The organism is Methylobacterium sp. A52T, assembly GCF_053346095.1.
This window is the reverse complement of the sequence record NZ_JBKFBI010000114.1, coordinates 1-19,785: the sequence shown is the minus strand read 5'-3', so window position 1 is coordinate 19,785 and position 19,785 is coordinate 1. Positions and strand designations below refer to the sequence as shown.

19 protein-coding genes and 1 pseudogene are annotated in these 19,785 nt (G+C 70.7%); 7 read left to right on the top strand and 13 right to left on the bottom strand.

Annotation, left to right across the window (positions count from 1 at the left end):
• The coding region (locus ACLBYE_RS22725; protein WP_447695899.1) for an extensin-like domain-containing protein at positions 1 to 928 on the bottom strand (928 nt) is incomplete at its 3' end.
• Positions 929 to 1,039: 111 nt separating this feature from the next.
• On the opposite strand from ACLBYE_RS22725, the gene ACLBYE_RS22720 reads away from it, so the two are divergent.
• Complete coding sequence (locus ACLBYE_RS22720) at positions 1,040 to 2,272, top strand: amidase (RefSeq protein WP_447695898.1); 1,233 nt, start codon at positions 1,040 to 1,042, stop codon at positions 2,270 to 2,272.
• A gap of 42 nt (positions 2,273 to 2,314) precedes the next feature.
• Here ACLBYE_RS22720 and ACLBYE_RS22715 read toward each other — a convergent pair whose 3' ends face one another.
• Both ACLBYE_RS22715 and ACLBYE_RS22710 read right to left on the bottom strand, forming a co-directional pair.
• Entirely contained in the window at positions 2,315 to 3,460 is a 1,146-nt protein-coding gene (locus tag ACLBYE_RS22715; RefSeq protein WP_447695897.1) for an AI-2E family transporter, read from the bottom strand.
• A gap of 333 nt (positions 3,461 to 3,793) precedes the next feature.
• Positions 3,794 to 4,261, bottom strand: coding sequence for a molybdenum cofactor biosynthesis protein MoaE (locus ACLBYE_RS22710; protein ID WP_020094223.1), 468 nt, complete (start codon positions 4,259 to 4,261; stop codon positions 3,794 to 3,796).
• Positions 4,262 to 4,428: 167 nt separating this feature from the next.
• Here ACLBYE_RS22710 and ACLBYE_RS22705 point away from each other — a divergent pair, with 167 nt between their 5' ends.
• Positions 4,429 to 5,448, top strand: coding sequence for a DapH/DapD/GlmU-related protein (locus ACLBYE_RS22705; protein WP_447695896.1), 1,020 nt, complete (start codon positions 4,429 to 4,431; stop codon positions 5,446 to 5,448).
• A gap of 10 nt (positions 5,449 to 5,458) precedes the next feature.
• On the opposite strand, the gene ACLBYE_RS22700 is transcribed toward ACLBYE_RS22705, so the two are convergent.
• From ACLBYE_RS22700 to ACLBYE_RS22655, 10 genes are all read right to left on the bottom strand, one after another.
• Complete coding sequence (locus tag ACLBYE_RS22700; protein ID WP_447695900.1) at positions 5,459 to 6,187, bottom strand: amino acid ABC transporter ATP-binding protein; 729 nt, start codon at positions 6,185 to 6,187, stop codon at positions 5,459 to 5,461.
• Between the two features lie 152 nt (positions 6,188 to 6,339).
• Positions 6,340 to 7,032: an amino acid ABC transporter permease gene (locus ACLBYE_RS22695; protein ID WP_447695895.1), complete on the bottom strand. Its 693-nt coding sequence runs from the start codon at positions 7,030 to 7,032 to the stop codon at positions 6,340 to 6,342.
• A 56-nt stretch (positions 7,033 to 7,088) separates the two neighbouring features.
• Positions 7,089 to 7,811 (bottom strand): amino acid ABC transporter permease, encoded by a 723-nt coding sequence (locus tag ACLBYE_RS22690; RefSeq protein ID WP_091681188.1) that lies wholly within the window; start codon positions 7,809 to 7,811, stop codon positions 7,089 to 7,091.
• An 89-nt stretch (positions 7,812 to 7,900) separates the two neighbouring features.
• Entirely contained in the window at positions 7,901 to 8,824 is a 924-nt protein-coding gene (locus ACLBYE_RS22685) for an amino acid ABC transporter substrate-binding protein (RefSeq protein ID WP_020094228.1), read from the bottom strand.
• A gap of 391 nt (positions 8,825 to 9,215) precedes the next feature.
• On the bottom strand, positions 9,216 to 10,337 hold the full coding sequence (locus ACLBYE_RS22680; protein ID WP_091681191.1) for a branched-chain amino acid ABC transporter substrate-binding protein: 1,122 nt from the start codon (positions 10,335 to 10,337) through the stop codon (positions 9,216 to 9,218).
• A 49-nt stretch (positions 10,338 to 10,386) separates the two neighbouring features.
• Complete coding sequence (locus ACLBYE_RS22675; RefSeq protein ID WP_026605095.1) at positions 10,387 to 10,755, bottom strand: DUF6867 family protein; 369 nt, start codon at positions 10,753 to 10,755, stop codon at positions 10,387 to 10,389.
• A 172-nt stretch (positions 10,756 to 10,927) separates the two neighbouring features.
• Positions 10,928 to 11,725: an ABC transporter ATP-binding protein gene (locus ACLBYE_RS22670; protein WP_447695894.1), complete on the bottom strand. Its 798-nt coding sequence runs from the start codon at positions 11,723 to 11,725 to the stop codon at positions 10,928 to 10,930.
• Positions 11,722 to 12,612: an ABC transporter ATP-binding protein gene (locus ACLBYE_RS22665; RefSeq protein WP_447695893.1), complete on the bottom strand. Its 891-nt coding sequence runs from the start codon at positions 12,610 to 12,612 to the stop codon at positions 11,722 to 11,724. Before ACLBYE_RS22665 ends, ACLBYE_RS22670 begins: the two co-directional genes overlap by 4 nt.
• On the bottom strand, positions 12,612 to 14,006 hold the full coding sequence (livM, locus tag ACLBYE_RS22660; RefSeq protein ID WP_447695892.1) for a high-affinity branched-chain amino acid ABC transporter permease LivM: 1,395 nt from the start codon (positions 14,004 to 14,006) through the stop codon (positions 12,612 to 12,614). The genes ACLBYE_RS22665 and livM overlap by 1 nt, the downstream gene beginning before the upstream one ends.
• Entirely contained in the window at positions 14,006 to 14,923 is a 918-nt protein-coding gene (locus ACLBYE_RS22655; protein WP_020094234.1) for a branched-chain amino acid ABC transporter permease, read from the bottom strand. The genes livM and ACLBYE_RS22655 overlap by 1 nt, the downstream gene beginning before the upstream one ends.
• Positions 14,924 to 15,165: 242 nt before the next feature.
• On the opposite strand from ACLBYE_RS22655, the gene ACLBYE_RS22650 reads away from it, so the two are divergent.
• The 5 genes and pseudogenes from ACLBYE_RS22650 to ACLBYE_RS22630 all read left to right on the top strand — a co-directional run.
• A complete protein-coding gene (locus tag ACLBYE_RS22650) occupies positions 15,166 to 16,446 on the top strand; it encodes a dicarboxylate/amino acid:cation symporter (RefSeq protein ID WP_447695891.1) in 1,281 nt (426 codons plus the stop codon).
• Positions 16,447 to 16,570: 124 nt separating this feature from the next.
• Entirely contained in the window at positions 16,571 to 17,476 is a 906-nt protein-coding gene (locus ACLBYE_RS22645) for an amino acid ABC transporter substrate-binding protein (protein ID WP_447695890.1), read from the top strand.
• Positions 17,477 to 17,599: 123 nt separating this feature from the next.
• Positions 17,600 to 18,280, top strand: coding sequence for a DUF1007 family protein (locus ACLBYE_RS22640; RefSeq protein ID WP_447695889.1), 681 nt, complete (start codon positions 17,600 to 17,602; stop codon positions 18,278 to 18,280).
• Complete coding sequence (locus ACLBYE_RS22635; RefSeq protein ID WP_447695888.1) at positions 18,271 to 19,263, top strand: nickel/cobalt transporter; 993 nt, start codon at positions 18,271 to 18,273, stop codon at positions 19,261 to 19,263. The genes ACLBYE_RS22640 and ACLBYE_RS22635 overlap by 10 nt, the downstream gene beginning before the upstream one ends.
• A gap of 59 nt (positions 19,264 to 19,322) precedes the next feature.
• Positions 19,323 to 19,785: pseudogene (locus tag ACLBYE_RS22630) on the top strand (hypothetical protein); the annotation flags it as partial.

The following is a 19,785-nucleotide window of genomic DNA, read 5'->3' as shown; positions in this document are numbered from 1 at the left end:
CCTCGTGGGCGGCGGCGACCCGCGGCGCCGGCCGCGCGGGCGGCGCCGCCGTGTAAGCCGAGGCCGCGGCCGGCCGGTCGAGGGGCCGGGCGGGCGCCCGGGCGACCTGGGTCGCGCTCCCGGCCTTCGACATCGGCGACACGCCGTAGGGATCGTCCTCCTCGACGTCCACCGGCGCCTGAGGGCCGGCGGGCTGGCGCTGCGGCGGGATCGGACGGCTCAGCGGCCGCTCGGCCCCGGTGCCGAGCTGCGGCGTGAACTTGATCAGCGGCTTGCAGATCCGGCGCAGACCGCGCGGGTCGTGCCGGGCGAGATCGACGTGGATGTGATCGTAGTGGAACACGTTCGAGCCGGGCGCCAGCACGGTGGTGAAGCGCTGGCAGGCGCCCAGGAAGATCTCGCGCAGGAAGCCCTGCTCGGCCTCCGTGCCGCGCCAGCCGCCCTTGACGGTGATCACGTGGCCGTCGGCGAGCTTGATCGACATGACGTCGATCGCGTTCCCGAAGCCGTGCTCGGAGAGCTTGGCGCCGGGCTGGTTGTTGCGGCCGCGGCAGGAATAGGATCCGGCGTTGATCTCGGCCACCGGCACGCCGAAGTAGAGGTTGGCGGCCGGCTGGATCGTGTCGGCGAGCCACGCCTCGGCCTCGGCCAGCGCCGGGCAGCCCAGCGTCATCCGCTGCTTCAGCAGCACCGAGCCGCCCCCGAGCCGCGTCACCCGGAAGGGCTGCTGCATGCCGCAGGGCCCCGGGCCATCCATCGCCGCGATGGGCGTGATGTACTCCGAGGGCTCGACGAGCTTCTTGGCCAGGCAGACCTGCTCCGCCTGATCGCGCCACGGTTCACGTCGCTCGAAATGGTTGATCGAGCACGCGGTGAGGCCCGCACCGAACAGCGCCAGGGCCGAGAACAGGGATACGCCACGCCACATGACCCGGACGATGCGCACGGTCGCGTAAAGCGTTCGTCAACGGCGTTTCGGGAATGCCGTCGGCTGTGGCGTCTCGGTTGACAGCGCCGCGGACCGCGGACTGAATGCATTATGCTCTCGCTTCTCGACCTCCGCGCCCGCATCGAAGCCGGCACCCTGACGCCCGCGGGCGCGATCGACCTGTGCCGCGTCGCGATCGCCGCGCGGGAGCCGGACCTGCGCGCGCTGGTCACCCTCGACGCGGCGCCGGCGATCCCCGAGACCGGGCCGCTCGCCGGCATCGCGGTCGGCGTGAAGGACATCATCGACAGCGCGGGCCTGCCGACCCAGATGGGCTCTCCGATCTACGCCGGCTGGAAGCCCCGGGGCGACGCCGCGGTCGTGAGCCGGCTGAAGCAGCTGGGTGCCGTCGCCCTCGCCAAGACCACCACCACGGCCTTCGCCAGCAGCGATCCGACCGAGACGGTCAACCCGCACGATCCCGGCCACACGCCGGGGGGCTCCTCGGCGGGCTCGGCCGCCGCCGTCGGCGCCGGGATGCTGCCGCTGGCCCTGGGCACGCAGACGGCGGGCTCGGTGATCCGGCCCGCGAGCTTCTGCGGCTGCGCGGCGGTGAAGCCGTCGTTCCGGCTGATCCCCACGGTCGGCGTGAAGACCTACTCGTGGGCCCTCGACACGGTGGGGTTGTTCGCCGCCGGGGTCGCGGACGTCGCCCACGCCCTCGCGCTCGTCACCGGGCGGCCGGAGATCGAGCGGGCGGAGGGGGGCTCGGCGCCGCGCATCGCCGTGGTGCGGCAGGACTTCGCCGGCGCCCCCGAGCCGGAGGCCGAAGCGGCGCTCACCCGGGCCCGGCAGGCGGCCGAGCGGTCCGGGGCGCGGGTGAGCGACCTCGCCCTGCCGGCGGAGCTGGCGCAGGCCTGGGAGCGCCACCGCCTCATCCAGAACTACGAGGGTCGGCTGGCGCTGGCCTGGGAGTACGACACGCAGGCCGACGCGCTGCCGCCGCGCACCCGCGCCCATCTCGATGACGGGGCGACGATCAGCCCGGCCCAGTACGACGACGGGCGCCGCCACGGCCATCACGCCCGCCGGGTGCTGAAGGGCCTCTTCGCCGATTACGATGCGATCCTGACCTTCTCGGCGCCGGGCCCGGCGCCCGCGACCCTGGTCTCGACCGGCGACCCGCGGTTCAACCAGCTGTGGACGCTGATGGGCGTGCCCTGCGTGAACGTGCCGGTGCCCGGCCACCGCCTGCCGGTGGGCGTCCAGGTGATCGGCCGCTTCGGCGACGACGGCCGTGCCCTGGCGATCGCCCGGATGATCGAGGCCGCGCTGCGCAGCTGACCGCCCGCCCGCGCCCGTCGACGGCGCGGGCGGGCGGGGCTCTCAGCTGCTCGGCTGCTCGTGGAGCGTGTCCTCCACGTAGAGCTGCTCCAGCAGGACCTTGATCACCGCCATCAGCGGCAGGGCGAGGGCGATGCCCCAGAGCCCGAAGATCACGCCCAGGATCAGCTGGCCGGCGAAGATCGTGGCCGGCGGGATGTCGAGCGCCCGCTTCTGGATGAACGGCGTCAGGCCGTAGCTCTCCAGGCACTGGACCGCGAGATAGACGCCGATCGCGCCGATCACCGCCTTCGTGCCCGAAGCCAGGGCGGCCAGGACGATGACGAGGCCCGCCACCAGCGGCCCGACCGTGGGCACGAAGGCGAGCAGGCCCGCCTGCAGGCCGAGGATCAGCGCGCCGCCGATACCCAGGAAGGCGAGGCCGGCCCAGGTGCACAGGAAGATCACCGCCATGATGATCAGCTGGCCGAACAGCCAGTGGCGGAGGGTCTCGCCGGCCCCGTCGAGGACCTGGCTGGCGCGCCAGCGCTTCGCCGGCGGCACGAACCGGACCACGCCGTCCCGGTAGGCCTTCGGGTCGGCCGCGAAGGCGAGGCCGAGGAAGGCGATCACCAGGAGGTTGCCGAGGGCGTCGAACAGGCCGAGGATCACGGCCGCGGCCGGTCCGAGGACGCTGCCGGCATCCGAGACGATCGAGCTGCTGCCCTTCAGGAGTCCGTTCGCGAGGCCGCCGAGCCCCCCCTCACGCTGACCCGAATCGGTCGAGCCGTCCTTGCCACCGCCCTGCGGCGCGAGGCTCGGCACGTCGATGCCGCGCTCCGACAGCCAGCCGGTGACGGTTCCGGCCTGATCCTTGATCGTCGTCCCGAGGTCGCGGCCCTGCTGGACGATGGTGGCGCCGCCGTAGCTCCCGAAGCCGATCACCGCGACCGCGACCGCGACGCTGGCGAGGGACAGCCGCAATCCGCGCGGGAGCGGCAGGACGCGGCCGAGCCCGCGGGTCAGGCCGTCGAGGAACACGCCGAGGAGCACCCCGGCGAAGATGAGCAGGAGCGTGCCGGCCGACATCCAGGCCAGGGCCAGCGCCGCCACGAAGCACACGACGGCGATCCCGGAAGCCGCGAGCGGTGCGGCCCCGCGCCAGGGCCCGACGGGACCGTCCAGTTCCTGAAGGCTGCTGTCCGACATCGTCGCTCCTCAACCGCGGGCTCACGAACGCCGCGGGCTCTCAAGGGTCAAGCCCGGGGGACGGCTTCTGTGCGACCCGGGCTGGGGATGCGCGTTCGCGCGTCGTCCGCGCACGTCGCCGGACTGCGGGCTACGGCCGCCTCACCGTCGGCACCGACGTCGACCGACAGGGTCCGCCCCCCTGCCCGGGACGGCCCTTCGACACCGGCCATCGGCCCGGCGGCGTGGTCCGTCCCGGACTCGCGCGCGTCGGCGCCAAGGGGCGCGGCGCCGATCATCGCGCCGGTCGTCGCGCGCCCTGGGGCAGCCCGAGCGCGGCCCCGGGCACTGCCATCAGGCCCAGCGGCCGGCCGCGGCCTCGTCGTGGGCCGCCGCCTCGACCCAGCCGCCGGTCGTGCCGTCGGCGAGGTGCTCCCGCTTCCAGAACGGGGCGCGGGTCTTGAGGTAGTCCATCAGGAAGTCCGCGGCCTCGAACGCCGCGACCCGGTGGCTGGCGGCGGTGACCACCAGCACGATGCCGTCGCCCGGACGGACCAGGCCGTGCCGGTGGATCACCCGCAGGGCCTGGAGCGGCCAGCGCGCCATCGCCTCGTCGGCGACGCGCCGGATCTCGGCCTCGGCCATGCCGGGGTAGTGCTCCAGCTCGAGGGCGGTCAACCGCCCGCCCTCGTCGCGGCACAGGCCGGTGAAGGTCACGACGGCGCCGGCCCGACCGCCCAGCGCGGCGCTCAGGCCGGCGATCTCGGCCGCGGTGTCGAAGGGCTCGGCCTGGATGCCGACGCTCGGGACGGGGGCGCTCATGGCCCGATCCATAGGAGTCCCCGGCTTCGCGGACCAGCCCCGTCCCTGTCACACCCGGTCCCGCCTCTATATGACACGGTCCGTCGCGCCCTGCCGGCCCGGCGCGCGGCCCGCCATCGTCCGGATGTCCCCGCGCGCTCCGGACGGCGCTGGAGAAGGATACCCGCGTGACCCCCGACCTGATCCTGCCCTACGACGGCGCGCAGCCGGACTTCGCCAGTCGCCCCGTCTGGTGCGGCCGCGGCAGCACGGTGATCGGCGCCGCCCGGATCGGCGCGCAGGCCTGGATCGGCGACGAGGCGGTGATTCGCGCGGACGGCCAGACCGTCACCCTCGGCGACCGCTTCTGGCTCGGCCACCGCTCGACGGTGCACATCGCCACCGCGACGCACGGCACCCGGTGCGGCGACCGGGTCACGGTCGGGCGCAACAGCGTGGTCCACGCCTGCACGCTCGGCTCCGACGTCGTCGTCGAGGACGACGTGGTGATCCTCGACGGCGCCGAGGTCGGCGACGGCGCGATCCTCGAGGCTGGCGCGACGGTCTTCCCCCGGGCGACGCTGCCCGGCGGCTTCGCCTACGCGGGCAGCCCGGCCCGTCCCAGCCGCGCGATCGGATCCGACGAGGTCGCCGAGCGGGCCGAGCGGTTGCGCGAGCGGATGGGCGACGGGCCCGCGCTCCCGGCCGGGGAGGCGCCGGAGGTCGAGGACAGCGTCTTCGTGGCGCGCACCGCCCGCCTGCGCGGCCGGGTGAGCCTCGGTGCCGGCGCGAGCGTGCTGTTCTGCTGCGACCTCAACGCGGAAGTCGGACCGATCGTGGTCGGCGCGGACACCAACATCCAGGACAACACGGTCATCCGCACCCGGGCGGACGGGGTGATCATCGGGCGGGACACGACCATCGCCCACAATGTCCGGATCGCCGATTGCCGGATCGGGGCGCGGGCGCTGATCGGCATCGGCGCGACGATCGCGGCCGGCACCCTCATCGCCGACGACGTCATGCTGGCGGCCGGGGCCACCACCGATCCCGGGCAGATCCTGGAAGCCGGCTACCTCTGGGGCGGCCGCCCGGCGCGCATCCTCGGGCCCCTCGACGCCGAGAAGCGCGCCATGATGATCCGCATCGTCGAGGGCTACTGTCGGCACGGCCGGGAATACCGGGCCGCGCAGGAGGCGCTGGCCTGACGGCCCGCCGTCAGTGCTGCAGGATCTTCGACAGGAAGGTCTGCGCGCGCTCGGAGCGGGGGCTGCCGAAGAACTCGTCCTTCCGGGCGTCCTCGACGATCTCGCCGCGATCCATGAAGATCACCCGGTCGGCGACCTTGCGGGCGAAGCCCATCTCGTGGGTCACGACCATCATGGTCATGCCCTCCTTGGCGAGCTCCACCATCACGTCGAGCACCTCGCCGACCATCTCGGGGTCCAGCGCCGAGGTCGGCTCGTCGAACAGCATCACCACCGGGTTCATGGCGAGGGCCCGGGCGATGGCGACGCGCTGCTGCTGCCCGCCCGAGAGCTGGCCCGGGAACTTGTTCGCGTGGGCGCCCAGGCCGACGCGGGCGAGCAGGTCGAGGCCGCGCTTCTTCGCGTCCTCGCCGCTGCGGCCCAGCACCTTGCGCTGGGCGATGGTGAGGTTGTCGGTGATCGACAGGTGCGGGAACAGCTCGAAGTGCTGGAACACCATGCCGACCCGCGAGCGGAGCTTCGGCAGGTTGGTGGCCTTGTCGGCGACCTTCGTGCCGGCCACCGTGATCTGGCCCTTCTGGAAGGGCTCCAGGGCGTTGACGCACTTGATCAGGGTCGACTTGCCCGAGCCCGAGGGACCGCAGACGACCACGACCTCGCCCTTGGCGACCTGGGTGCTGCAGTTCGTCAGCACCTGGAAGTCGCCGTACCATTTGCTGATGTTGTCGATGGCGATCATCGTCTCGCCGGGGGCCACCGCCTGGGCGCCGGAGATCAAGCTGCCCGGCTGCAGGCCGGCATCCTTCGGCGCGTGGCTGGCATCGGCGACAGGTTCGGCGGCGGTGGGGGCCGGCATCGGGGACGAGGTCATGACACGGTCTCCAGTGTCGGTCAGCGGATGATGGCCACGCGGCGCTGCAGGCGGCGCACGAGGTACGAGGCCGAGAAGCAGATCGCAAAATAGACCACGGCGGCGAAGACATACATCTCGACGAGACGGCCGTCGCGCTGGGCGACCTTCGAGGCGGCGCCCATGAAGTCGGTGAGCGAGAGCACGTAGACCAGCGACGTGTCCTGGAACAGGATGATGGTCTGGGTCAGCAGCAGCGGCAGCATGTTGCGGAAGGCCTGGGGCAGGATCACGTTGCCCATGGTCTGCCAGTAGTTCATCCCGAGGGCCTGGGCGGCGGCCGTCTGACCCTTCGGGATCGACTGGATGCCGGCGCGCATGATCTCCGAGAAGTAGGCCGCCTCGAAGGCCATGAAGGTGATCAGGGCCGACGGGAAGGCGCCGACCTGGATCGGCGTCGTGGATCCGGTCAGGTAGGCGCCGATATACGGCACCAGGAAGTAGAACCAGAAGATCACCAGAACCAGCGGCAGCGAGCGGCAGAGCTCGACGTAGCCCTTGGCGACGTGCCACAGGCCGGGGATGCCCGACAGGCGCGCCATCGCCAGCAGCGTGCCGATGATGACGCCGCCCACGGCGGCCATCGCGGTGAGCGTCACGGTGAAGACCATGCCCTGACCGAACAGGTAGGGCAGGGACGAGACGATGACGGAGAAGTCGAAATTCGAGAGCATCGGGGCCTGTTATGGGTGGCCGTCGGGCGGGGTGGCGGAGCGGAAGCGGGCGGCCCTCAGCGCTGGCCGGGGATGGCGACCGCCTTCTCCAGGAAGGTCGCCGCCGTGACGACCACGAGGTTGATGATCACGTAGAGGATCGTCGCGGCCGTGAAGGCCTCGAACACCTGGAACGAGAATTCCTGCATCGAGCGGGCCCGGGCGGTCAGTTCCAGCAGGCCGATGGTCAGCGCCACCGACGTGTTCTTGAGATTGTTGAGGAATTCCGAGGTCATCGGCGGCAGGATGATCCGGTAGGCGTTGGGCAGCAGCACGTAGCGGTAGGTCTGATAGGTCGTGAAGCCCATGGCGGTGCCGGCCATGCGCTGGCCCCGCGGCAGCGACTGGATGCCGGCGCGGACCTGCTCGGCCACGCGCGACGCGGTGAAGAAGCCGAGGCAGACCACCGCCGTGTAGAACGGCGCGTCCGGCAATTGCTTGATCGCGTCGCCGATCCGGGTCGGGACCACTTCGGGCAGCACGAAGTACCAGAGGAACATCTGCACCAGCAGCGGCACGTTGCGGAACAGCTCGACATAGGCCGTGCCGATCGCGTTCGCGGGCTTCGACGGCAGGGTGCGCATCACGCCGACCAGGGAGCCCAGGAAAAAGGCGATCACCCAGGAGCAGAGCGCGGTCGTGATCGTCCACATGAGGCCCGAGAGCAGCATGTCGAGATACGTGCCGTTGCCCTCCGGCGAGGCGTCGAAGAAGATCCGCCAGTTCCAGTTGTAGTTCATCGCGCCGCTTCTACTGTGAACTTACAGAGACGCACCGCGGGCCGGAGCCCGCGGTGCGCATCATGGCATGTAACCGGACCGAACGGGTCTCAGTAGGCCGCCGGATCGGGGCTCGAGATCGGGGTCGTGAACTGCTTCTTCATCTCCGCGCTCATCGGCAGGTTGAGGTTGATGTTGCGCGGCGGGATCGGCTGGGTGAACCACTTGTCGTAGAGGGCCTTGCCCTCGGGGCTCGTGTAGAGCTTGGCGGTGGCGTCGTCCGCGACCTTCTTGAACTCGGTGTCGTCCTTGCGGAGCATGATGCCGTAGGGCTCGGGCTTCGACAGGGCCTCGGTGGAGATCTCGTAGGCGGAGGGGTCCTTCGACGAGGCGGCGAGCGAGGCGAGCAGCACGTCATCCATCACGAAGGCGGCGGCGCGGCCGGTCTCGACCATCAGGAACGCCTCGGCGTGGTCCTTGGCCGGCAGGATCGTCAGGCCGAGCTTGCGCTCCGTGTTGGCCTCGTTGATCTGCTTGATGTTCGTGGTGCCCGAGGTCGACACGACGGTCTTGCCCTTCAGGTCCTCGATCGTGTGCAGGTTGGCCGACTTCTTCGAGACGTAGCGGGTCGCGGTCAGGAAGTGCGAGTTGGTGAACCAAACCTGCTTCTCGCGCTCGGCGTTGTTGGTGGTCGAGCCGCACTCGAGGTCGATCGTGCCGTTCGCCATCAGCGGGATGCGGGTGGCGGAGGTGACCGGGTTGAGCTTCACCTCGAGGTTCGGGAGGTTGAGCTTGGCCTTCACCGCGTCGGCGATCTTGTAGCAGATGTCCATCGCGTAGCCGATCGGCTTCTGATCGGCGCCGAGATACGAGAACGGCACGGAGGCGTCGCGGTAGCCGATGACGATGGCGTTGGCGTCCTTCACCTTCTTGAGGGTGCCGGTCAGCTCCTGCGCCCCGACGCTCATCGGAGCGAGGGCGAGGGTCAGGCCCAGCGCCGCGGCGGCGCCGCGGCGAGCGATATCAGACTGCATCGGTACGGAACTCCTGGATCGGGCCGAACGACATCGGCCGGCGGCGGGGTACGCGGGCCCGCCCGCTCGGGCGACGCCTTTGCAATGATGGTGCCGGGAGAAAGCGCGATGCGCCGCGCGAGCCTGCGGCTGAGTACGGACAAGTTGCGGCCAAGCCTCTGCGCACGTCCGCAGATGCGGTCCCTGCCGTCCTCATGGCCTCCTCCCAAGCGCTGAGCCGGCCTCACGCTCGCGCCGGCGGCATCATGCACACTTCTTAGGCGTACGCACGCGGTGCGGAGGACGGATCCGCCCGGAAAGCTGACGAATCCACGGTATAGAAAACGACGACGCCGCCCCCCGCGGTATCGGGAGGCGGCGTCGGACTGAAAACCCGGCTCGTGGCCGCGGCTTACTTCGTCAGCTCATTGCCGCTGTAGTCGATCTTGCCGTCGGGTCCCTTCTTCCACTCGTACATGACGTAGTCGGGCCGGGTGATGTCGCCCTTCTTGTCGTAGGCGATCGGGCCGACCACCGTGTCCACCGGCTTGCCCTGGTGCAGCCATTCGGCGAGCTTCTTCCCGTCGCTGGAGCCGGTCTCGGCCATCGCCTTGGCCAGGACCTGCACGGCCGCGTAGGAGTAGAGCGTGTAGCCCTCGGGATCGATGTTCTTGGCCTTGAAGGCCGCCAGCGCCGCTTTGGCGTTCGGGTTCTTCCGGGCGTCCGGCGGGAAGGTGGTCAGCGTGCCCTCGGCCGCGGGACCGGCGATCGCCACCAGCTCGCGGTCGACCATGCCGTCGCCGCCCATCATCGGCGCCTTCAGGCCCTGATCGCGCATCTGGCGCAGGATCAGCCCGGCCTCGGTGTAGTAGCCACCGAAATAAACGACGTCGACGTTGGCGGACTTCAGCTTGGAGACGAGCGCCGAGTAGTCCTTCTCGCCCGGGTTGATGCCCTCGGACATGACCTCCTTGCCGCCCTTGGCCTTGAAGGCCTTCAGCGTCTCGTCGGCCAGCCCCTTGCCGTAGGGGGTCTTGTCGTGGACGAAGGCGACCTTCTTGCCCTTGAAGTGATCGGCCAGGTAGTTGCCGGCGACGGCACCCTGCTGGTCGTCGCGGCCGCAGGTGCGGAACGTGTTCCACATGCCGCGCTCGGTGAACTTCACGTTCGTGGAGGCCGGCGTGACCTGGATGATGCCGGCGTCCAGGTAGACGTCGGAGGCCGGGATCGACACGCCGGAATTGTAGTCGCCGACGACCATCTTCACGCCGTCGCTGGCGAACTTGTTGGCCACCGAGACGCCCTGCTTCGGGTCGGAGGCGTCGTCGCCGACCGTCACGGTCAGCGTCGTGCCCTTCAGCGTGCCGGCCTTGTTGAGGTCCTCGACCGCCTGGCTCGCGCCGTTCTTGAGCTGCGCGCCGATGGCGGCGCTGTTGCCGGTGATCGGCGCGGCGACGCCGAGCTTCACCTCGGCGGCCTGGGCGGCCGCCACCATCGCGCCGAGGGCGAGCCCGGCCAGCAGAATCGATCTCATCGCGTACTTCCCCTAAGTGTCAGGACCGCACGTGCGGATCCGGCCGCACTCATCGGACCTCGCCGGCCGCGGGCGCCCGTGCGCGCCATGTCAGCGGTGAGGTCTTCTCGTAGAGCCAGCGGTACTGGCTCGTCATCTGGCGCGTCCGCGTGTAGCGGAAGCCCGCAGCGCCGATGATCATGACGATGACCGCGTCGACCGCATAGTAGTGCAGCGACAGCAGGGTGCCCGAAAACAGGGCGTAGTGAATGAAGCGCACGGCGGCTGCCACCAGAAGCAGCGCCAGGGCGCATTGCCAGAAGGGCCGCCAGCCCCGGGCGATGCCGCGGGCGGCCATCCATCCGGCCCACCCGCCCATCACGACGGTCACCAGCAGGAACAGCCAGGCCGACGGCTCCTCGTACAGGATCCCCTGCAGCACGCTCATGTGATGTCCGGTCGATTGCTTCGGTTAACGCGCTCCTCGCCGTCATCGCGAGCGCAGCGAGGTGACCCAGGGCAGCGCAACCTCGAAAGGTGGGGCGCCGCCCTGGATTGCTTCGCTCCGCTCGCAAAGACGGGGATGCCAATGGCATCAACCGAAAACGGCATCATGCCCCGACCGGGCCGGAATGGCCCCCCTCCAGGTATGCGGCCTGGACGTTCGGATCGTCGAGCAGCGCCCGACCCGTCCCGCTCATCGTGACCCGCCCGTTGACCAGCACGTAGCCGCGATGGGCGAGCTTGAGGGCGTGGTAGGCGTTCTGCTCGACGAGGAAGATCGTCATGCCGTCGGTCCGGTTCAGCTCCCGGATCGCGTCGAAGATGCCCTTCACCACGAGCGGCGCGAGGCCGAGCGACGGCTCGTCGAGCAGCAGCAGCCGCGGGCGACTCATCAGCGCCCGGGCGATGGCCAGCATCTGCTGCTCGCCGCCCGACATGGTGCCGGCGCGTTGGTTGAGGCGCTCCTTGACCCGCGGGAACAGGGCGCAGACCTTCTCCAGATCCTCGGCGAAGAAGCGCCCGTCATGGAGCGCGGCGCCCATCTGGAGGTTCTCGTAGACGGTCATGCGCGGGAAGACCCGGCGCCCCTCCGGCGACTGGGCGATGCCGAGCCGGGCGATCGCGTGGGTCGGCAGCCGGGTGATGTCGCGGCCGTCGTAGGTGATCGTCCCCGAGCGCGCCTGGGGGCTGCCGAAGATCGTCATCATCAGGGTCGACTTGCCGGCGCCGTTGGCGCCGATCAGCGTGACGATCTCGCCCTCGGCCACGTCGAGGTCGACCCCGCGCAGGGCCGCGACGCTGCCGTAATAGGTCGAGACGTCGCGCACCGCGAGGAGCGGCGGCTTCCGTCCCGCCTGGATCGCCCGCGTCTCCTCGACGAGGACGTTGATGCCGGCGACGCTCATGCCGACGCTCCCGTGTGCGCCGCGTCCCCGTGCGGCACGGTGATCCCGACCTCGGCCTCCACGGCCTCGACCTCCTCGTCCTCGACGCCGAGATAGGCGGCGATCACCTTCGGGTCGGCCCGCACCTCGGCGGGGGAGCCGTCGGCGATCTTCACGCCGTAATCGAGCACGACCACGTGGTCGGAGATCTCCATCACCACCGACATGTCGTGCTCGATCAGCAGCACCGAGGTGTCGTGCTCGTCGCGGATGTGGCGCAGGAGGCCGTTCAGCTCGGCCGATTCCCGCGGGTTGAGGCCGGCCGCCGGCTCGTCGAGGCAGAGCAGCACCGGGTCGGTGCACATCGCCCGGGCGATCTCCAGGCGCCGCTGCGCGCCGTAGGGCAGGGCGCCCGCCGGATCATCCGCCCGCTTCATCAGGTCGATGCGCTCGAGCCAGGCCTTGGCCCGCTCGATCGCCGCGGCCTGCGCGTCCCGGTAGATCTTGAGGCCGAGCAGCCCGAGGATCGTGTAGCCCGAGGCCCGCATCAGCGGCGCGTGCTGGGCGACGAGCAGGTTCTCCAGGACGGTCATGCCCTGGAACAGGCGGATGTTCTGGAAGGTGCGGGCGACCCGCGCGGTGCGGTTCACCTTGTGGTTCGGAAGCCGCTCCAGCAGGTGCGCCGTGCCATCGGCGTGCGCCAGCGTCAGCATGCCCTCGGTGGGTTTGTAGAAGCCGGTGATGCAGTTGAACACCGTGGTCTTGCCGGCCCCGTTCGGGCCGATCAGCGCGGTGATGTCGCCGCGGCGCGCCTCGAAGGACAGGTCGGAGACGGCGGTGAGGCCGCCGAACCGCATGGTCAGGTGCTCGACCGTGAGCACCGGCGGGGGGAGGGGGGACGTCGCCATCAGCCGTGCCCCTCGCTGACATGGGCGCCCGAGACCGCGCGCCGCTGGCCGAGCGACACGGACGGCATCCGCTCCGAGATCAGGCCGCGCGGCCGCCAGACCATCATGGCGACCATGGCGAGCCCGAACAGCAGCAGCCGGTACTCGCTCGGGTCGAAGCCCTCGCCGAACACGGCCTTCAGGAACCCGAGATTGCGCAGCATCTCCGGCCCGCCGACCATCGCCACCGCGGCGATCGCGACGCCGACCTGGCTGCCCATGCCGCCGAGGACGACGATCGCCAGGATGATGGCGCTCTCCAGGAAGTTGAAGCTCTCCGGGCTGATGAAGCCCTGGCGCACGGCGAAGAACGAGCCGGCGAAGCCCCCGAAGGCCGCGCCCAGCGCGAAGGCCGTGAGCTTCGTGGCGGTGGTGTCGATGCCGAGCGAGCGGCAGGCGATCTCGTCCTCGCGCAGGGCCTCCCAGGCCCGCCCGATGGGCAGGCGGCGCAGGCGCAGGGTGACGAAGTTGGTGATCAGGGCCAGCCCGAGGATCAGGTAGTACAGGAAGATCAGCCGGTGCATCGAATCGTACGGGATGCCGAAGGTCGCGGCGAACCCGCCCTCGCCCGCCGTGAACGGGATGCCGAAGAAGGTCGCCCGCGGGATCGACGAGATGCCGGCCCCGCCGCCGGTGACGTCGGTCCAGTTGATCAGGACCAGACGGATGATCTCGCCGAAGGCCAGGGTGACGATGGCGAGGTAGTCGCCGCGCAGGCGCAGCACCGGGAAGCCGAGGATCATGCCCCACAGGCCGGCGAACAGGCCCGCCAGCGGCAGGCAGACCCAGAACGACAGGCCGAAGGTCGTCGACAGCAGCGCGTAGGAATAGGCCCCGACCGCGTAGAAGGCGACGTAGCCGAGGTCGAGCAGGCCCGCGAGGCCGACCACGATGTTCAGGCCCCAGCCGAGCATGACGTATGTCAGGATCAGGATGCCGAGGTCGATCCAGTAGCGGGCCGAGGACAGGCCGCCCGTCGCCAGCGCGGAAATCATCGGCAGGGTCAGCGCGACGAAGATGAACAGCCAGAGACCGACCTTCGAGGTCTTCTGCCCGGCGTCGGGCTCGCCGTGCACCGCCTCGGTGGCCTGGGCCGGGGAGGGGGTCAGCGCCCGCCGCGCGTCGCGGCGCAGCAGCACGAGGCGCTGGACGAGGCGCAGCACGAAGATCGCCGCGCAGAGCGCCGCCACCAGCCCCCAGCGCGGCACGAGCACCAGCTCGGTCCCGGGCCCGGGATCGGTCCGGTAGGCGATGATCGGGACGCAGAGGCCGAAGGTGACGAGGGCGTAGAGGGCGGCGTCGCGCAGGATGCCGGCCATGGCGGAGCCGGGGAGAGCGTTCTGCGAGGCGGCCATCAGACTTTCTCGACCTCGGGCCGGCCCAGGATGCCCGACGGCATGAAGATCAGCACGATCGCCAGGATCGAGAAGGCGGCGACGTCCTTGTACTCGATGGAGAAATAGGCCGACCAGAAGGTCTCGATCAGGCCGATGATCAGGCCGCCCAGCACCGCCCCGGGCAGGGAGCCGATGCCGCCGAGCACCGCCGCCGTGAACGCCTTCACGCCGGGCACGAACCCGTCCGAGAAGGACACGACGCCGTAGTACATGAGGTAGAGGACGCCCGCGACGGCCGCGAGCGCCGCGCCGAGCACGAAGGTCAGCGAGATCGTGCGGTCCACGTCGATGCCGAGCAGCGCCGCCATCTTGCGGTCCTGCTCGCAGGCGCGCTGCGCCCGGCCGAAGGGCGTGCGCTGCACGAGGTACCAGAAGCCGGTGAGCAGCACGGCGGTCACCGCCATGATCAGCACCTGCTTCCAGGCCAGGAACACCGCGTAGCCGTCGCGCTCGAACAGGGTGATGCCGCCCGACAGCATCGGCGGGGTCGGCTTGTTGCGCGCGCCCTGCACGACCTGCACGAAGTTCGACAGGAAGATCGAGACGCCGATCGCCGAGATCAGCGGCGCGAGACGGAACGAGCCGCGCAGCGGCCGGTAGGCCACCCGCTCGATCGCCCAGCCCCACAGGGCGGTCAGCACCATGGCGACCACCAGCACCACCAGGAAGGCCAGCGCGATGGAGCTGACCCCGAGCCAGACCGTCAGCAGCAGGAAGGTGATGAGCGCGATGAAGCAGGAGACCATGAAGACGTCGCCGTGGGCGAAGTTCACCATGCCGATGATGCCGAACACCATCGTGTAGCCGATCGCGATCAGGCCGTAGATCGAGCCGAGCGTCAGCCCGTTGATGAGCTGCTGTACGAAGACGTCCATGAACTCTCGCGCGCAGGTTGCTTGGGCCGCCTACGGAGAGCGCAGGCAGCTTGGCGGGGCAAGTCTCGTACCGCAGCCGTAGCACACCGGCCACCGGTTTCATCGCCGCCCGAGCGTCGCGTGAAAACAGTCGACCACGCCAGTAACGCCCCCTGGCCGGGCTTGCGTGTGGCGCAGTTCCTGCGACACGTTAACGAATTGCAATGCTCGATCATCCCGGGCCCAGGCGAGGAGCAGTACCGATGGCAGGGTCGCGACTCACGACGATGATCTTCATCGGCATGCTCCTCGGCATCGCCGTGGGCTACGCCTGCAGCATCACCTGGCCCGATCCGCAGACCGCCAAGGAGATCGCGGGCTACATCGCGCTGGTCTCCGACGTGTTCCTCCGCCTGATCAAGATGATCATCGCGCCGCTGGTCTTCTCCACACTGGTCGTCGGCATCGCCCATCTCGGGGATACCGCCTCGGTCGGCCGGGTCGGCGGCAAGGCGCTGCTCTGGTTCGTCGGCGCCTCCTTCTGCTCTCTGATGCTCGGCCTCATCATGGTCAACCTGATGCAGCCCGGCCACAACCTGAACCTGCCGCTGCCCGATGCCGGGGCCGGCACCGGGCTCAAGGCGGCCTCGCTCTCCCTCAAGGAGTTCGTGACGCACCTCGTGCCGAAGAGCGCCGTCGAGGCGATGGCCAACAACGAGATCCTGCAGATCGTCGTCTTCTCGATCTTCTTCGGCGTGGGCCTCGCCGCCCTCGGCGAGAAGGGCCGCCTGCTCGCGCAGGGCATCGAGGGCGTCGCCGACGTCATGCTCAAGGTGACGGGCTACGTGATGATGTTCGCCCCCGTGGCGGTGTTCGCCGCCATCGCGGCGACGATCACCACGCAGGGCATCGGCGTGCTCGTGACCTACGGCAAGTTCCTCGTGGAGTTCTACATCAGCCTCGGCGTGCTCTGGACGCTGCTGATGGGCGTCGGCTTCCTGCTGCTCGGGGGCGGCGGCATCATGCGCCTGTTCAACCTGATCAAGGAGCCCTTCGTGCTGGCCTTCTCGACGGCGTCGAGCGAGGCCGCCTACCCCAAGATGCTCTCGAACTTGGAGAAGTTCGGGGTGCCGAACCGGATCACGTCGTTCGTGCTGCCGATGGGCTACTCGTTCAATCTCGACGGCTCGATGATGTACTGCACCTTCGCGGTGATGTTCATCGCGCAGGCCTACAACATCCCGCTGAGCTGGGGCCAGCAGCTCACGATGCTGCTCCTGCTGATGGTGACCTCGAAGGGCATGGCCGGGGTGCCGCGCGCCTCGCTGGTGGTGATCTCGGCGACGCTGTCGCACTTCAACATCCCGGAGGCCGGGCTGCTGCTGATCATCGGGATCGACCAGTTCCTCGACATGGGCCGGTCGGCCACCAACGTGCTGGGCAACAGCGTCGCCACCGTGGCGGTCGCCAAGTGGGAGGGCCAGCTCAGCACCACCGACCAGCGCCTCGACCATGTCGGCACGATGGCCTCGCCCGCGGAGTAGGGGCCGGTCCGGGAAAATCTGCGCGCGCCGGGATGGCGGGCGCAGGACGGCCGCTCTCATGAGCGCTCTCACGGGCGCCCTGGATCGCGGCGTGGCTTATGCGGTGCCCTTCGGAGGCGGAGTGATGACGATGCGGCTCGTCGCGGTTCTGGCGCTGGCGCTGGCGGCGACGCCCGCCTCCGCCGTCGAGGTGCTCACCGGGACGCTCAGGAGCGTCGCCGAGCGCGGGGAGATCGTCCTCGGCTACCGGGAGAGCTCGGTGCCGTTCTCCTTCGTGGAGGGCAAGCAGTCGGACGGGAGTCCCCGACCGATCGGCTACGCCATCGACCTCTGCGGCGAGATCGCGGACGACATCCAGGCGGCGATCGGCCGGCCGGTGAAGATCCGCTACGCACCGGTCACGGCCGAGAGCCGCATCGAGGCGGTGACCTCCGGCAGGATCGACCTCGAATGCGGCTCGACCACCGCCAATGCCGAGCGCCGCAAGCAGGTCGCCTTCTCGCCGGTGGACTACATCAGCGCGACGCAACTGCTGGTGAAGCGCGGGTCGGGCATCGCCTCCTACCGGGATCTCGGCGGGAAGACCGTGGTGGTCACGGCCGGCACCACCAACGAGAAGGCCGTGCGCGACCAGTTCGCCCGCCTGAAGATCGACGCGCAGGTGGTGACGGCGCCCGACCACGCCGCCTCCTACGCGATGGTGAAGGCCGGCAAGGCCGACGCCTTCGCCACCGACGACGTGCTGCTCTACGGGCTGATCGCCACGGACGCGAAGGACGGGCCGAACTACACGGTGCTGCCCGACAAGCTCTCCTACGAGCCCTACGGCATCATGTTCCGCAAGGACGACCCGGAACTCGCCGGCCTCGTGCAGCAGACTTTCACGCGGCTCGCCGAGTCGCGGGCGCTGCGCTGGACCTACGAGCGCTGGTTCCTCAAGCGCCTGCCCAACGGCGAACGCCTGGACATCCCGATGTCGAACGACCTGCGGGTCAGCTTCCAGCTGATGGGCCTCGACGGGGGCGAGTGACCGGCGCGGGGACAGGCGCGGGGACAGGCGCGACGACCGGACAGCGCCTCGCTTTCGCCTAACCGGCACGCGAGGAAGACGCGGCCTGATCGCTTCCCTCCCGCCGCGAGCGTGCCACCGTCCATGCTGATCGCCGCGCCCTGCCCGAAACCGCTCGCCCTCGCCCTTGCGCTGGCCGCCGCCCTCGGCTGCGCCGCCTCGGCGGCCTCCGCCCACCCGCACGTCTGGGTGACCGCCAAGGCGCAGCTCGTCTACGCGGACGGCAAGCTCGTCGGCGTCCGCGACACGTGGAGCTTCGATCCCGAGTACACGGCCTTCGTCACGCAGGGCCTCGACACCAACAAGGACGGCAAGCTCAGCCCGGAGGAACTCGCCGGGCTCGCCGCCGAGAACACCGCCAACCTCGCCGAGTTCGGCTACTTCACGAAGCTGAAGGTCGGCGGCAAGGAGCAGGCCTTCGGCGATCCGAAGGAGCCGGCGGCGCACATGGACGACCGGGCGCTGGTCATGACCTTCCTGCTGCCCCTGAAGACCCCGGTCCAGCAGGGGCGGGGGGTCGCCGCGCTGGAGGTCTACGACCCGACCTACTTTGTCGCCTTCTCGTTCGCCGAGGGCGCGGACGCCGCCACCCTCGCGGGTGCGCCCCAGGGCTGCGCCGCCACGGTCACCCGGCCGAAGACCGAGCAGCCGAAGACGGCCGATGCCGGGTCGCCGGGCATGACCGAGGCCTTCTTCGAGGCGCTCACCGCCGCCTCGACCTACGGGGTGCAGTTCGCCAGCCGGGTTCTCGTGGCATGTCCGTAGGCATCGGGATCGTCGCCCCCGCCGGGGCGGGACGGCTGGGGCTGAGGCTCGGCCTCATGGCCGCGGCCATCGCGCTGGCCGCGCTGCTCGCGGCCGCGATCGCGTGGCTCGTCGCGCCCGGCCTCGCCGCGCCGCCGCCGCGCTCGCCCTTCGGGATCGGCTTCCGCGAGGCCGCGCCGGCCGCCACGGGTCTCGGCGGCGTCATCCTGGCGCTGCAGGCGAGCTTCTCCCGGAGCCTCAACGCCGCGGTGAGCGCGCTGCGGGGCGGCGGCAGCTGGACCCCACTGATCGGCCTCGCCTTCGCGTACGGCGTGTTCCACGCCGCCGGCCCGGGCCACGGCAAGGCGGTGATCGCCGGCTACATCCTGGCGGGGGAGCGGGCGCTCCGGCGCGGCGCCGCGCTGAGCGTCTGCGCCGCGCTGCTCCAGGCCTGCGTGGCCGGGGCGATCGTCGGCCTCGGCACGCTGGTCCTCAACGCCACGGCGGCGAGCATCACCCGGGCCGGCACCCTGATCGAGACCGTGAGCTTCGCCCTCGTCGCCCTGATCGGGCTGGTCCTGACGTGGCGCAAGGCCGGTCGCCTCGCCAATCTCGGCGCGGGCTGCGGCCCGGGCTGCAGCCACCTGCCGGAACCGCAGGCCCTCGACACCCTCGACACGTGGCGCGAGCGGGCCGGGGTGGTGCTGGCGGCGGGGACGCGCCCCTGCGCCGGCGCCGTGCTGGTCCTCGTCTTCGCGGTGTCGCAGGGCGTGCCCGGCGCGGGCGTGCTGGCGGTCCTGGCGATGGCGCTCGGCACCGCGATGACCACGACCGCGCTGGCCTGCCTCGCGGTCTTCGCCAAGCGGATGGCGCTGCGCCTCGCGGGCGGGCGGGGACAGGCCGGCCTCCTGGCGCTCGGCGGCCTCGAACTCGTCGCCGCCGCCTTCGTGCTGGTCCTGGGCGTCGCGATGCTCTCGGGCCTCGCCCCGGGCCTCGGCGGCTGAAGGGCCTCGCCTTCCGGGGCGCGGCGTGCCACGCTGCGCCACCGAGACGGAGCGCGCCGATGCATCCCGACTTCGCGACGATCCTGAACTGGCGCCTGCTCGCCGGATCGCATCCCTTCCCCGGGCCAGACGGCGGGACCTGCATCAACGAGGCCGCGATGGTGGCCGCGGGCCTGCCCTACCGGGCGATCCGCTCCAGCGCGGACTGCCCACCCTGCTTCTCGCGGCCGGCCGCCGCCTACGCCCTCGGGCTCAACGACGCCATGCCGGACGAGGCGCGGCCGCAGCTGATGGCCTTCGTCCTGCGCCTGTCGGGCAGCGCCGACACGGCGGAGATCGAGGCCGCCCGCACCCGGCAGCTGGCGCTGGAGAGCGTCCGCCGCATCCTGGCGCCGCTCTGCGCGGTTGCCGGGATGGTCGAGGACGCGGAAGCCTGCTCCGGCGCGCCGGACTGGCCCGCGGCCCTGGCGGCGGCCCGCGCGGCCGCGTGGCGGGGCGGCGCGCGCGCGCAGGCGGAGGCCC